Source organism: Eubacterium sp. AM46-8, from assembly GCF_003466705.1.
Lineage (GTDB): Bacteria > Bacillota > Clostridia > Lachnospirales > Lachnospiraceae > Lachnospira.
This window is the reverse complement of sequence record NZ_QSEU01000004.1, coordinates 24,977-40,028: the sequence shown is the minus strand read 5'-3', so window position 1 is coordinate 40,028 and position 15,052 is coordinate 24,977. Positions and strand designations below refer to the sequence as shown.

The 15,052-nt window shown below is 35.0% G+C and carries 15 protein-coding genes; 1 reads left to right on the top strand and 14 read right to left on the bottom strand.

The features are described from left to right. Positions 1-22 precede the first annotated feature (22 nt). The 10 genes from hisG to DW963_RS03700 all read right to left on the bottom strand — a co-directional run bounded on the left by hisG (position 23) and on the right by DW963_RS03700 (position 9,855). Positions 23-673, bottom strand: a complete 651-nt coding sequence (gene hisG / locus DW963_RS03745; protein ID WP_117913903.1) for an ATP phosphoribosyltransferase — start codon at positions 671-673, stop codon at positions 23-25. Further along, positions 673-1,953: an ATP phosphoribosyltransferase regulatory subunit gene (gene hisZ / locus DW963_RS03740; RefSeq protein WP_117913902.1), complete on the bottom strand. Its 1,281-nt coding sequence runs from the start codon at positions 1,951-1,953 to the stop codon at positions 673-675. The genes hisG and hisZ overlap by 1 nt, the downstream gene beginning before the upstream one ends. A 110-nt stretch (positions 1,954-2,063) precedes the next feature. Beyond that, complete coding sequence (locus DW963_RS03735) at positions 2,064-2,996, bottom strand: sensor domain-containing diguanylate cyclase (protein WP_117913901.1); 933 nt, start codon at positions 2,994-2,996, stop codon at positions 2,064-2,066. Between the two features lie 17 nt (positions 2,997-3,013). Continuing rightward, the gene (locus tag DW963_RS03730; protein ID WP_117913900.1) at positions 3,014-3,544 is read right to left on the bottom strand and encodes a Holliday junction resolvase RecU; all 531 of its coding nucleotides are present in this window, start codon (positions 3,542-3,544) and stop codon (positions 3,014-3,016) included. After that, positions 3,502-4,503: an RluA family pseudouridine synthase gene (locus DW963_RS03725; protein WP_117913899.1), complete on the bottom strand. Its 1,002-nt coding sequence runs from the start codon at positions 4,501-4,503 to the stop codon at positions 3,502-3,504. The genes DW963_RS03730 and DW963_RS03725 overlap by 43 nt, the downstream gene beginning before the upstream one ends. Before the next feature lie 15 nt (positions 4,504-4,518). Further along, positions 4,519-5,094: a hypothetical protein gene (locus DW963_RS03720; protein WP_117913898.1), complete on the bottom strand. Its 576-nt coding sequence runs from the start codon at positions 5,092-5,094 to the stop codon at positions 4,519-4,521. Then, positions 5,072-6,910, bottom strand: coding sequence for a YgiQ family radical SAM protein (locus DW963_RS03715; RefSeq protein WP_117913897.1), 1,839 nt, complete (start codon positions 6,908-6,910; stop codon positions 5,072-5,074). Before DW963_RS03715 ends, DW963_RS03720 begins: the two co-directional genes overlap by 23 nt. 10 nt (positions 6,911-6,920) lie before the next feature. Next, positions 6,921-7,655, bottom strand: a complete 735-nt coding sequence (locus DW963_RS03710) for a pseudouridine synthase (protein ID WP_117913896.1) — start codon at positions 7,653-7,655, stop codon at positions 6,921-6,923. After that, on the bottom strand, positions 7,656-9,014 hold the full coding sequence (locus tag DW963_RS03705; protein ID WP_117913895.1) for an RsmF rRNA methyltransferase first C-terminal domain-containing protein: 1,359 nt from the start codon (positions 9,012-9,014) through the stop codon (positions 7,656-7,658). A gap of 37 nt (positions 9,015-9,051) precedes the next feature. Next, positions 9,052-9,855, bottom strand: coding sequence for a GTP pyrophosphokinase (locus tag DW963_RS03700; protein WP_117913894.1), 804 nt, complete (start codon positions 9,853-9,855; stop codon positions 9,052-9,054). Between the two features lie 94 nt (positions 9,856-9,949). Between DW963_RS03700 and DW963_RS03695 the strand changes: the two genes are divergently transcribed. Continuing rightward, entirely contained in the window at positions 9,950-10,807 is an 858-nt protein-coding gene (locus tag DW963_RS03695) for a hypothetical protein (protein ID WP_117913893.1), read from the top strand. A gap of 18 nt (positions 10,808-10,825) precedes the next feature. On the opposite strand, the gene DW963_RS03690 is transcribed toward DW963_RS03695, so the two are convergent. From DW963_RS03690 to DW963_RS03675, 4 genes are read right to left on the bottom strand one after another with little or no spacing between them, the layout of a single operon-like run. After that, positions 10,826-11,440, bottom strand: a complete 615-nt coding sequence (locus DW963_RS03690) for an ATP synthase subunit B family protein (RefSeq protein WP_117913892.1) — start codon at positions 11,438-11,440, stop codon at positions 10,826-10,828. Positions 11,441-11,467: 27 nt separating this feature from the next. Beyond that, positions 11,468-11,953 carry a pantetheine-phosphate adenylyltransferase gene (coaD, locus tag DW963_RS03685; protein ID WP_117913891.1) on the bottom strand — a complete coding sequence of 162 codons (486 nt, stop codon included), beginning with the start codon at positions 11,951-11,953 and terminating at the stop codon, positions 11,468-11,470. 2 nt (positions 11,954-11,955) lie between these two features. Next, the gene (gene rsmD, locus DW963_RS03680) at positions 11,956-12,516 is read right to left on the bottom strand and encodes a 16S rRNA (guanine(966)-N(2))-methyltransferase RsmD (RefSeq protein WP_117913890.1); all 561 of its coding nucleotides are present in this window, start codon (positions 12,514-12,516) and stop codon (positions 11,956-11,958) included. A gap of 21 nt (positions 12,517-12,537) precedes the next feature. Beyond that, positions 12,538-15,030: a response regulator transcription factor gene (locus DW963_RS03675; RefSeq protein ID WP_117913889.1), complete on the bottom strand. Its 2,493-nt coding sequence runs from the start codon at positions 15,028-15,030 to the stop codon at positions 12,538-12,540. Between the last annotated feature and the right edge of the window lie 22 nt (positions 15,031-15,052).

Below are 15,052 nucleotides of genomic sequence, written 5' to 3'. Positions count from 1 at the left end.
AGGAGAGGGATTTTCCTCCTTGTTATATGCCCTGTGTTTCTATATATTTCTTAACATCATTGATAAGCTTGTTGATTCGTTCCTGCTCCATCTTCATGCTTACCTGGTTTACAACCATTCGTGCAGAAAGAGGACACACCTCTTCGAGCACTTCAAGACCATTTTCTCTTAGAGTTGCACCTGTCTCAACGATATCAACGATAACCTCTGCAAGACCTACAATAGGTGCTAATTCTACAGAACCGTTAAGCTTGATAATCTCTACAGTCTGGTGCTTTATATTATTAAAATAATCCTTTGCAATGTTAGGATACTTAGAAGCAACTCTTATAAGCTCATGATGTTGTAACTTTTCTCTTGCTGATTCAGGACCACATACACACATTCTGCATTTACCCATCTGAAGGTCATATACTTCATAAAGACATCTTCCTTCTTCAAGGATAGTATCCTTACCTACAATACCGATATCAGCTGCACCGTATTCTACATATGTAGGAACATCAGATGGCTTTGATAAAAAGAAACGGAATCCTAATTCTTCATTAGTGAAGATAAGCTTTCTTGTCTTTTCGTCCTTCATTTCTTCGCAAGGAATACCAATCTGTTCAAATATCTCCATTGCCTTCTTTGCAAGACGGCCTTTTGCTAATGCAATAGTAATATATCTCATTAAAATGTACCTCCTACAAGGCTTTTTACAGCTGCTCTTTCATTTTTTCCTGATTCATCAATAACTCTTATTGTTGAATCAGAAGCGTATTCATCATCAATAAATGCTACATTTACTAATGATGATTCTTTAGCATATTCAATATATTGAGAATCAGACTTGCTGTCTTTATATTCAATCATGCAGACATTAACACCAGTGCTTCTTAATTTCTTAGATACATTTATAGCATCACTAAGCTTGTCAGCATTGTATACAAGAAGCGTTCCATTGGCGTCATGTGGAATATGGATATTCTGTCTGTTAAGTGCAGCTATAAGTCTGTCAATTGTAATAGAGAAACCTATAGATGCCTTGTCACAGCCAAACTGACCGAGCAGCTTGTCATAACGTCCGCCATTCACAACAGGCTCACCTGTTCCAAATGTATATGCATGGAAAATAATACCAGTATAGTATGCATGTTCAGATAAATCTCCTAAATCAAATGAGATATATTTATCGTAATTGTTATTCTTAAGAAGCTCATATAACTCCTCAAGTCTGTTAACAGCCAGTATGCACTCTTCTTCATCTGTTAAAGATTTAGCCTTTTCAAGCACCTCTGTACCGCCAAATAACTGAGGAAGTTCAAGCAATGCTTTGGCAACTGCAGCATCAATATTAAGACTCTCTAAGAGCTCCTCAACACCAAAGTAATTCTTATCCTTGATAAGTCTTAATAATTCTTCTGCAGAATCTCCTGTAATGCCAGCCTTATGTAAAAGTCCGTTAAAGAAAGCAACGTTACCAAGTTCAACCTGAAATTCAGTAAGACCTGCTGATAACATGCAGTCAATAACCATAGAGATAATCTCATAATCTGCTGCCAGAGAGTTATCATTGATAAGCTCTGCACCAAGCATTGTATTTTCTTTAAGTCTTCCCTGATAATATTTGCTTACATTGATAAATGTATTGCCAAGATAACAGAGTTTGACTGGAAGAACTCTGTCTTCAAAATATTTTGCTGTAGCTCTTGCTATAGATGGTGTCATATCCGGTCTTAATACTAAAGTGTTGCCATATCTGTCAAAAAGCTTGAACATTTCATTAGATGGTACACTTCCACGTTCTTTATTGAATACATCAAAGAATTCAATAGAAGGTGTCTGTATATCATTATATCCATATGATGCACAGACATCATGAAGACGATTCTCGATGACCTTCTTTTCTGCACATTCTGTACTGTATATATCGCGTACACCTTCTGGTGTATGTAGTAAATCTTTCTTCATAAATGTATATCCTTTCGTTATATTGAACACTTTAATGCGTTGAAGTGATACTTTGATAACACACTAAATTTGTATGAATTATACATAAATATGTAGTTATTGTCAACAAACTATTTATCAGAATCTTCGATTTCACCATGAAGTACTTCTTTATAGATTATATATCTGTTGCCGCCTTTAGCACGTGCTATATCTATAGCACGTTGAAGCTTTATTTTGATAATATCAAGATTCTTTCCATTCTCAGGATATCTTGCAATACCTATAGAAAAACTTATATTATATGTTGAATCAATGAATTTGCAGTTCCACGCAATCATCGTTCTGATATGTTCGAGAAAAGCACGTAACTGTACTTCGTTATTGATGTGTTTTAATATAATTGTATATCTGAAATCATCAAGGAAGCCAATAACTCCCCTGCCATTAACAGTATTAAGAATAACATCTTCTATTACATGTGATATACGGTGTATATCATCTTTCGAATGGTTCTGTTTGAAGATGTTGATATTATCTACCTCAAAATATATCAAAGCTAATCTGCAGCCAGCATCATTACTTATATTATCAATGCAGTACTTTTTGATGTCAGGTTCCTGCAGTGTAAATGTCATGACATTATGTTCGTCTGATTTGTTATTGAGTTCATCAAGCTTTAATTTTAATTGTATGTTGAGTTTTTTCATGACCAGTACATCTGATATATGTAATTCAAGATATTCTGACTGTTTATTATCAGAAATATACTTCTTTTCAATGTCAACCAGAACCCACCTGTATGTGTTATCAACTCTTCGCATGCGGATGCACATGCATTTCATAATGTCAGATTTTAAACTGTTGGCAACATCTATGAAATCATCAAGATCAACCTGATGAATAGAATCTATAATAGAGTAATGCTTGGACATGCCAAGAAACATATACATAGGTTCATTAGCCGTGACAATAGAAAAATTACTATCTACAACAGCATATCCATCGGTAAGTTCATATTCGTCAATGTAATTGCTATATATATTATGATTATCACTAATCATATGAAAAACCTGCCTTTCTAACGCAATTCAATATCTTTCTGTATAGCTTCAAGATAATGAACAGGAATTCCATGATTGGCATATATACGGAAATCCTGATTAATTTCAGAGTAAGTGAAGCTTTTACGTCCACCATTCTCACTTCTTTCCCAAAAGTTAATTATATCAGAAAATGGAATATAATAGAACTCATCTTTTGCAGAAAAATATATAATAATGAAGGATATTCCATCCTGCTTTTCGAATTCACGCATGAACTCTACCTGATGTACATGAATGTTCTGTATAGGAAATGTATCAGTAGCACATTCTTTTGCATCAAAGCATACAGGAATTCCCTGAACGACACCAATATAGTCAACCGTACTTTTTTGGTCAAAATATGCCAGTGTAATATGTCTAGTGCTCTGGTCTATATTAATTGGCTTTATAGGTGTTGGAATCTTCTGGACAAGTGCAAGATGTGAAGCCCTGTATTTATCATTAGACATATTAATAAGGTCTTCTAATGTAGAGCCTCTAAGTCCTCTTGAATTCCAGGTTGGCATAACTGTTCTCCTTTCATAACATTTTTAAAAGAATCAGGTATTGCAGCGTATATATGAATGTCCATATCCGGAATATCTAATTCATATGAATGAAGCATCTGGTTTTTTACTTTGTATTGTCTGTTAAATGTGTCGTTAACAGATTTCTGACCGTATTTATAATCACCTATAAGAGGATGACCGATACTTGCAAGATGAGCTCTTATCTGATGGCTTCGTCCTGTAAGAAGATGAATCTTTAGCAGAGTCACATTGCCATTAGAACATACCGGAATATACTCTGTTTCAATTGGAAGTGAATCTTTAGTTTCAGTCCTGCTTATAATCACCTTATTAGTTTTATTATCTTTATGCAGATATCCTTTTATTAAAGCACGCTTATCAACGCCTCCCTTTACAATGCACAGATAGTACTTTCCAAGGGTTCTCTGCTTAAATGCTTCCGATAACTGCTGTAAGCCTTTAGTAGTCTTTCCGGCTGCTACAATTCCGCTTGTATTACGGTCTAATCTGTTGCATATGCCCGGCTTGAACGAAGCTAAGTCACCGGCATTAATTTCTTTCTCATGTATAAGGTGTGCAATTAAATATTCAACAAGTGACACATCTTCAGGCTTTGCCTTCTGTGAAAGCATGCCTGAAGGTTTATTAATAAATATAACATCAGAATTCTCATAGATAATATCAAGTGGCCTGTATATTCTGCTGTAGTAGTCGTCATTGACAACTCTGTTATTATCAGCTGAGAATTTTTCAAATGTTTCATCAGAAAAGAAAATCTTGATTGTATCACCACATTTTAACTTCTCATCACCTGTTGCTTTGGAATTATTGAGTGTAATATTCTTTTTTCTCAGCATTTTGTAAAGAAAGCTCTTAGGGGCGTTGGATAAATAACGCTCAAGACAGCGCATCATCTTCTGGCCTGCGAGCTTTTCATCAATGTTAATTTCTTTCATATAATACCTGCTTAATTACATACTCATTCTGAGTAATCCATCTGTTATATATTGTTTTCTGTCAAGACTGTTTTCTTTGTTATCATCAAAATTCAAGGCTGCATTCCTGACCTTTTCAAGATATGTATCCTTATCTTTGTAAAGAAGAACAGCACATGTAAGCTTGTCCTTCTTTAAAAATTCCTTAACGCTTGTCTCAAAAAGGTTCTTGTCAGCTTTGGCAGAACTTGTATAGGCAAGTATCTGGTTATCACTGATAACTGCTGCCATAATGCCGACAGGATTCTGTTTATTGGATACAACAAGGTCGTATACGCTGTTTAATTCGCCCTTGCACTTTTCAATCGCATTCTTTAATTCTTCATCACAATTTTTATGTGGAATCAGGACAAAGTATGATACTGCGAATTTGGCAGCAGGAAGAACAAGTACAACAGCAATCATTGTAAGGTAGTTATTCTTTGATTTCCATATTATGAAACCAATAATAAATATTACGAGTACAATGGCAAATGCAATAATTGTTTTAATCATATTGCGGCTTTTTTTATAGGCAAGATAACCGAATTCACCTTTTTCTACTTTTTTCATTGCTTCTGCTCCTTATTTTTCTAGGTGGAATAAGACATTTTGGGCCAAATCCAATCAGGTCGCTTCTGTTATTGGCAAGAAGTGCTTCTTTTACAAGGTCGTAATTCTCAGGCTTCTTGTACTGGATAAGTGCTCTCTGCATCTCTTTTTCATGATGGGATACAGGTGTATATACCTTTTCCATTGTTCTTGGGTCATAACCTGTATAATACATACATGTTGAAAGTGTTGACGGTGTGGGATAAAAATCCTGTACCTGTTCTGGCATATAGCCTAAGTCTCGAACATATTCAGCAAGCTCAATAGCCTCTTTCATGGTTGAACCAGGATGGCTTGACATAAGATATGGCACAACAAACTGTTCTTTTCCTGTCTTATCGTTAATTCTTTTATAGCGTTTTATGAAGCTGTCATATACTGCTCTTGAAGGTTTGCCCATTCTAGATAAAACCTTATCTGATATATGCTCTGGTGCAACACGGAGCTGCCCGCTTATATGATTCTCACACAATTCTCTTAAAAATGTATCATCAGAATCTTCCATACAATAATCAAACCGTATGCCTGACCTTATAAATACTTTCTTGACAGAAGGAATCTTACGAAGCTTTCTTAAAAGGTTTATATAATCCTTGTGTTCCACGACAAGATTCTTACATGGCTTAGGAAAAAGACACTGTTTATTGACACATGCCCCCTTGCTTAGCTGCTTGTCACAAGCTGGCCTTCTGAAATTAGCTGTAGGGCCACCGACATCGTGAATATATCCCTTAAAATCGGGGTCATGTGTCATCAATTCGGCTTCTTCTATTATATTTTCATGGCTTCTTGTCTGTATGATACGTCCCTGATGGAAGGTAAGCGCACAGAATGAACATCCGCCGAAGCAGCCTCTGTTGCTTGTAAGAGAGAATTTAATCTCTGATAATGCAGGAATACCACCCATTTTCTTATATACAGGGTGATAATCTCTCATATAAGGCAGTGAATATACATCGTCCATCTCCATCTGTGTAAGTGGCATCGCCGGAGGATTCTGTACGACATACATTTTTTCCTTAACCTTTTCAACAAGAATCCTGGCACTGAAAGCATCAGTATTAATGTACTGTGTATAGAAGCTCTCAGCATATTTCTTCTTATCAGTTGCAATCTCATCATAGCTTGGAAGCTCTATATAATCATCATATATATGATCAAGGCTTTTTGCTTTATATACAGTGCCTCTTATATATGTGATGTCTTTAACATCAATTCCGGCTTCAAGCGCCTCTGCTATCTCAACAATAGAATGTTCACCCATTCCGTAAGAGATAATATCTGCACCCGAATCAATAAGGATTGAATGTTTCATCTTGTCAGACCAGTAATCATAGTGCGACATTCTTCTTAGTGATGCTTCAATTCCTCCGATAATAATAGGTGTTTTCTTATATGTCTGTCTTATAAGGTTACTATATACAATAGTTGCATAATCAGGACGCATACCCATTTTGCCACCAGGCGAATATGCATCATTTTTTCTGTGCTTTTTATTAACTGTATAATGATTAACCATTGAATCCATATTACCTGCAGAAACAAGAAATCCTAATCTTGGTTCTCCGAGGATTGCAATTGATTCTTTCTTTTTCCAGTCAGGTTGTGCAATAATGCCAACCTTATAACCGCGGCTTTCTAATATTCTTGTTATAATAGCCATTCCAAAAGAAGAATGGTCAACATAGGCATCTCCGCATATATACACGAAGTCGCACTGCTGCCAGCCCCTTTTTTTCATATCTTCTCTGCTAATTGGAAGAAAATCCTTAACCATGGAATTCTCCTTATCTTTTAATCTGATTTCGTTGTAATAGTGATATCTCTTCTTTTGTAAGTGTTCTGTATTCACCTGTTTTAAGGCTTTCATCAAGTGATAATGAACCAAATGTTATACGCTTAAGAAACAGAACCTCTGAACCTATGGCGGTAAACATTCTCTTTACCTGGTGAAACTTTCCTTCATGGATGGTTACATGAATCTCGGAATAATCCTCATCAGAATTATAACTTAATATCTTTAATACAGCAGGAAGTGCTGTCAACTCATCATCAACGAATAGTCCGTTGGCAAACTGCTTAACTGCTGTGTCTTCTATCTTACCTTTAACTCTGGCATAATAAGTCTTATCAACATGCTTCTTAGGGGATAGCAGGTCATGTGCCATAGCCCCATCATTCGTAATAATCAGAAGCCCTTCAGTGTCCTTATCAAGCCTTCCTACAGGAAAAAGGTCTTTTCTGTTCTTAGTTTTAATAAGGTCAATTACTGTTGTACATGTGTTGTCATCAGTTGCCGAAACAACACCGGCAGGCTTGTTAAGCATAAAATACTCATATTCATGATAGCCTACAGCATTACCATCTACATTTACAGAATCACCATCTGTATTAATCTTTAATTCAGGCTTTGTCACAATATTGTCATTAACAGTGACTCTCTTTTTTCTTATCAGTTCTTTAACTTCACTACGTGTACCAACCTGCATGTCTGCAAGATATTTATCAAGTCTTATAAGCATTTACATCCATCTCCAGCCTGCAAGATATTTATTTTTTAACTGTCCGTTAGCGTTCTTGCCCCATCCAAGTGGATAGCCATCAACACATACAAGTGTCCAGCCAGATTTGACATTAAAATCATCAATATCGATAGTCTCTCCTTTAAGATATCTGATTACTCTGTCATCTGAAACAGGAAGGTCAAGACAGTTATTAAACTGATCCTTAGTAAGTGCCATTGCAAATGCCTGACTTGGCTCAAAACGGTTCTTCTTAAGTTCACCTAGCAGCAGACCATTTCTTATAATTCTTAAACCGCGTTCTTCTGCCATATAAGGTGATGTAAGATATACTCTTGTATCTCTTATATTGATATAAGCTGGGTCATATTCAAATGTGGTATTATCCATGAAATCCTTTAATTCAACAGGAAGCTTTGTCTTTCCTGATACAGGTCTTTTAGAAGATGTATAATCTTCGCCGTCCTTTTCAAATAATGCTACGAAATGTCCTTCTCCAGACATCTTGTGAGGAAATATTCTTACAGCCTTCTCAAGGTGATATCCTTCGTCAGTATCAAAACCATGGCAGAATCCTTCATATGGCTTGATATCTATAAGGTGCATATCAGGTCTGTTAGTAAGCAGATGTATTACGGAATCCTCATCTTCCAGCTTTGAAAATGTGCATGTAGAATATAATAACTTACCGCCAGGTTTTAACATATCAGCACCGGCAAGAATGATGTTCTTTTGAATCTGTGAATAGAATTCAGGACCATTCTTTTCCCATGCTTTAATAAGCTTATTGTCCTTTCTGAACATTCCTTCTCCAGAACAAGGCGCATCAATAAGCACTTTATCAAAGAATCCTGAGAACCTTGAGGCAATACCTACAGGGTCTTCATTAAGGACACACAGATTAGGAACACCGAATACTTCAACATTCTTAAGAAGTGCTTTGGCACGCGAATTACTAATATCGTTGGTTACAAGAAGTCCTGTTTTGTTTAACTTAGCTGCAAGCTCTGTTGATTTGCCACCGGGAGCTGCACACATATCGAATACAACATCTCCCTCATCAATTGGAAGTACATTGGCAGGTGTCATGGCACTAGGCTCCTGTATATAATATAAGCCTGCAAAATAATATGGGTGTTTGGCAGGCTTGTCATCTTCTGAATAATAGAATCCGTTCTCAATCCATGGAATAGGTTCTAACTTAAACGGACATATCTTAAGAAAATCCTCTGTTGAAATCTTAAGGTTATTGACACGCAATCCATATAATCTCTTATCACTAAAGCTTTCTATATAACTGTCGTATTCATCTCCTAACAGAGCTTTCATTGATTCTGTATATTTCTCTGGTAAATTCACTTTGTATACCTCAATTCTGTATAGTTTCTGTAATGAGTTACTGCACCGATTGTGCACGGTAATCCTCAGCAATTATATCTAACTGGCGTGAGAACCTTGAAAGTTCATTGATGTCACCCTTTTCATATATCTCGTAGAATTCATCCTGAATCTTTATAACAACCTGCTTATTGGCAACCTTGTACAAATTCTGGATTGTACTTAATATATCTGAAACAATATTTGCTTTAACCATAAAGTAGGTCTGGGAATTAATAATTTCATCATGGATAGATGACATTTCATTATCAAGTGTTATAAGTGCATCAGATGCCGCATTAAGTCTTTCTCTTACATGCAAAGGAATCTCACCATCATATTTGTACTGAAGAGAGTGCTCTATAATTGCCCAGAAATTCATGCCAAGTGTTCTTATCTGAATCTCAACTGGAATTACTGAAGTTCCTTTAACTGTCTCAACCTCGTAATGCACGATAATGTGATAACTTCTGTAACCGCTTTCTTTAATGTTCCTGATATAATCTTTTTCACTTATTACAGTCATGTCTTTACGTTTCTTAATAAGCTTTACAACTGTATATATATCTTCTGTGAACTGGCAGATGATTCTTATTCCGGCAATATCAAGTATATTTTTTTGTATTTTGTCTATTGGAATACCACGGCGCTGGGCTTTCTGTATTATACTGGAAATGCTTTTAACACGTCCAAGGACCTGTTCTATAGGTGAATATACGCCAGCCTGACGATATTCCTTGACAATATGATTGAATTTTATCTGAAGTTCTTCCACCGCTAAGTCATAAGGTGTAAGAATCTCTTTCCACATCTGAATTTCCATTGTAATCTCCTTGATTGCAAATTTACATTTCATTATAACACATAATTGAACATTTTTGAGAATATTATTAAATATCAATTATTAAAGAGGCCGTATGTTAAGTATAATACTTATACTTTTATTTATGTTGTCAGTATTATCAGTTCCTGTGTGTCAGGGAGTAATTTCAGGATTATATCTTTTTGGACTGAAAGTATTTCCTGGATTATTCATATCATTTATTATTACAAATATTCTTGTAAGATTAATTGAGTATAAGAAAATCAATAATCCGTTGATACTTGTTGCTGCGGGACTAATGACAGGTTTTCCTAACGGGGCTTATATCTGCGCATGGTATCATAAGAATAATCCAGAAAGCAGACTTGCGGACATGCTCGCAGGAATAATCAATATTCCGAGTCCGGCATTTCTTATCAGCTATGTATATATTAATATTCTAGAAAAATGTATTGATATATATACATTTCTAATAATTACATATCTGCCCGTAATAATATGTTCTTTTGTCGTAATAGCTTTATATAAAGATAAGGTACGGGACAATGTTAAAAGTGTAAATAAAATGAGCAAAGGACTTATGCTCCGTTTTTTTGAGAAAGCTGTTGACAGTTCAATTAACACTGCACTGAAATTAGGTGCATATATAATATTATTTTCGGTTATTGTCAATATTGTCATATACCTTATTCCTGATAATATGGCTGGTTTAGTTGTGGCATATCTTCTGGAGATATCCAATGGACTTGCAATTATTAAGAATTCAGATCTGGCAGCAGATGTATTTATATTAATGACTGTGTTACTTGATGCATTTGGAGGTGTGTGTATAATTATGCAGACCAGATGTGTATGTAATAATTATATAAGCATAAAAAAATACATATACCAGAAGCTTGTCTTGTGCATTGTTACACTTATAACAGCTATGCTACTGATATATGTATTATAAGTCTGAAATTAATAATAATTATTCTTCATCTGAATCATTATCATAGTTCTCGGTATCTGAGGAATTATCTTCATTATTAGTTTCTTCAGAGCCCTCTTCAATTCCACTGAGTTCATTTCTGTTGTTGTTGACAACAGATAATATATTTTCAAGACCAGATAATAATGAATCGTACTTTTCTTTATTATCCTTGATTGAATGTTCAATAATATACTGAAGCTTTGCAAGCATATCATCTGTATACTGCATAGCACCATATCTGATACTGTTAGCCTCTTCTGTAGCATTATCAAGAATAGCCTGAGCCTGTGCTGTAGCCTGTTCAATAAGATCATTAGCCTGTGCGTAAGCTCTTTGCATAATTTCATGCTCATTGATAAGCTCTTCTGTCTGAACCTGTGCAGCATTGATGATTGCATCAGCCTGTTCCTTGGCATCAGCGAGGATAGCATCCTTATTGCTTAAGATTTTCTGATATTTCTTAACTTCATCAGGAGTCTTTAATCTTAACTCTGTAAGCATGTCTTCTAACGTCTCTTTGTTAACAATAATTTTAACGTTAGATAATGGATAATATTTACAGGTATCTATATAACTTTCGATATCACTTATTAACTGTTCAATTCTGCTCATAACTTTACTCCTTTAATAGTATTCTGATTATTTATTGATTCCATATTTCTCGTAGACTCTGTCTATGATTTCTTCTGGAACGAACTTGTGAATATCCCCACCATACATAGCCATCTCTTTAACAATACTTGAACTTAAGTATGCGTACTTAAGGCTTGTTGTAAGAAATACTGTGTCAATTCCCGGAGCTGCAACTCTGTTCGTCTGGGACATTGCAAGTTCATATTCAAAGTCAGTGACAGCTCTTAATCCCCTTATTATAACAGAGACATTATGCTCTGCTGCAAAATCTACCAGAAGACCGCTGAAGCTTAATACTTCTACGTTAGGTAAATCCTTTGTCACTTCTCTTAACATATTAACACGCTCGTCTACTGAAAACAATGGTGTTTTGGTACTGTTATTTAAAACGCCTACTATAAGGTGGTCAACAAGACTTGCTGAACGTCTTATTATATCCAAATGTCCTAATGTCACCGGGTCAAAACTTCCTGGATAAATCGCTTTTTTCACAGTTATTCACTCTCCTTTAGTCTTATAAAAATGTGCTTGTTAGTCTTGTAATTCTTAACTTTAACTGTCTCAAAACCACATTCGTCAATATAATCCAAAGGCACATTAAGTGCTTCTTCAATTATTATAATTGTGTATTTATCTATTATATCTGAATGCGATAGTGCATTTAATACATCATATTCATAGTCCTTGCCATATGGTGGATCCATGAAAACAATATCAAATACTCCTTTGCCAGACAATCTGTTTATTGCAGACAAAACATCCTGTTCCATAACAACAGCATTAGATGAAAGCTTTGTGAAAGCAAGATTGTCTTTGATAACTGCTAAAGCAGCTCTTGCATTCTCAACAAGGACAGCTTCTTTAGCACCACGGCTTAATGCTTCAATACCAATAGCACCGCTGCCTGAGTACAGATCAAGGAATCTGCATCCGGCTATATCTGGCTGCAGCATATTAAAAAGCGTTTCTTTAATTCTGTCAGTTGTTGGTCTTGTATTATCACCCTCGGCAGCCTTTAGTGGCATGCTTCTGGCAATTCCAGCTATTACTCTCATATATTAATTCCTTTTTATGATTTATTCGAAAAAGTTCTTTAATTCTGCACGAGAATTAATCTGTAATTTATTAAATATAACTTTCATGTTAGATTTAACAGTGCTTTCAGCAATAAAAAGATGTTCAGCTATTTCTTTATTAGAATACCGCTTGGCAGCAAGCTTTGCAACATCAGATTCTCTTACTGTAAGTCCATAATCAGCAAGCATATGCCCTGCTTTCTTAATTGCTTTGATACCTTTTGAATATCCTTTGGAAATTCTTGTTACATTCTTAATGAACCTCTGATAATCACGGTTGATTACAGCTTCAGCCATAAGCTCTGAAACAGCATCATAGTTATGAACAAACGGCATATATATATTATCTGGTTCAGCAAGTTTTATAGCTTCTTTCATGAACTTATGGGCTTTCAGTACTTCACCTGTTTCATTGTTAGCTATTGCAAGATATATATATGTATATATCTGTGGCATAACGTATGAAAACATATTATTCAAGCCAAGAAGCTGACCGCTTATGCCAAGATAATGATGATAATCATGTGTTAGTATCAGATATTTGCCAAAGAGAACATTAACAAAGCTCAGTGAGAAGAAATTGACAGTATCTTCTATAGCTTTCTGGTCTTTCAGCCATGATGATATCTTCTCTTCCTGCTCAGTATTAGAATATAAACATGCAAGACATATGTCTGAAAGTTTAACAAGAGATCTTGACTTACCTTTATCTTTGTTAGCTATGCTGACAATATTATTCATATTCTCCTTGTACTGGTCATTAAGTCCTCTATATAGGGCAATGTTGGCAAGAATATAACTTGCTGCAATATATATTCCATACTGGTTACGGCTGTCTGCCATATATATTGCTTTCTGACACAGAATTTCAGCTCCGTCGAAATCGCCTCTGTTATATAAAACTTCAGCTTTCATAACAGCTTCAAACCCTTTACCATGACCATTAGTTATTCTGTAATAATCAGATGCATAATGTTCAAGTGCGGCAAGTTCTTTATCAAGTGCACCAGCCTGTCTGTGATACAGCATAAGTACAGATGGACATTCATAATTAAATGGAAAACCTCCAGCAATTATGTTAACAGGTGACTTCGAATATGATGAAATAAGATTAAAATCTTTAATCATTAATTCGAAATTATTATATTTTGTAAATGCTTTAACAAACTGCAATTCAGCTAGATACGAATTGCGTGCACTTTCATTAAGATATGTATCTTTATTGATATCAGCGGCGATATCTGTGAGAAGTGTGTCAACCATATGTCTTTCATTAAACATAAGAAGTGAAAAACATATTAAGATTGAGAACTCAAAATGTCCGTTTTTTTCAATATCCCAGTAATGATTGGCAATATCAGTAAATATGTCTTTATTCTGTTTGATAACGAAAGGATATATATGTTCATATGATATATTACTTCTATATATCTTTGTATATTCTCTGGACTGGCTGTATAGCTTCATTGCTTCAAAATAATGGCCATCATCAAGATTAGTGTTGGCAGCCCTTATGGTAATGCTTCTTACATTCTGTGTTGGCATTTCGCTTAAGACCTGTAGAATATAATTATCAAACATTGGATTAAAGCTGTATCTTCGAGTGTGTTCATCATAATCAATCAAAGATATCGAATTAAGCAGGTTAAGACATTCTTTTTCTTCAAGAAATGCCTGTTTCATGCATTGCTTAAGATTAAAAGATGAAAAAACACTCATGTTTGCAAGAAATTCCCGCTCTTTATTATTCAATTCAAACCATACATTATTCTCAATAAATGTGTTGGATTTATCAGAAACCAGAATATCATTATTAGTAATTTTATTGCGGAAAGATTCCATATAGAGATAAACAATATATGGCCATCCTAGTGATTTTTGATATATTTTTTTAGAGGTTTCCTTATCGAGAATTATTTCGTTAAGCCTGAAATAATCTTCAATATCTTCTTGTGAAAAAGCTAGGTCCTTCTTAGTTATACCTAATGCATCATCTTTAGTAATGAGATTAATAATACTCTGATTAGTTATCTTTCGTAATATGAACGCATATCTTAAGCCAACAGCAGTTGAAAGATATGATGCAGCAAATATTCTGCACATACTATCATCAAATATGTTATCAAAATTATCAATAACAAGTAGTGCTGAAGACTGTTCAGAATTCATAATAGAAAGAAGGTTGATAACCGCATTAATATCTTCGTCTGAATCAGGAAATCCAATATTCTTGAATGATTCTGCAAGGGAAACATTAAAAAGTTTAACAGCATTGCAGAAGTTTTCCCAGAAAATCTCTCTTGAACTTTGAGCATCTATCCACAGAACTGTATATCCTGGGTAGTTCTTAAAGAAAGATTTAGTTATCTTGGATTTACCATAACCTGTAGGCGCATATATAAAGCTGTATCTGTACATTTCAAAGCGTGAAAGCTTATTTTTCAGGCTGCTTGAAATGTATGCTCTGTTTGACATATTCTTAATATGAGCCATCAGTTCTCCCCTTCTATTAACT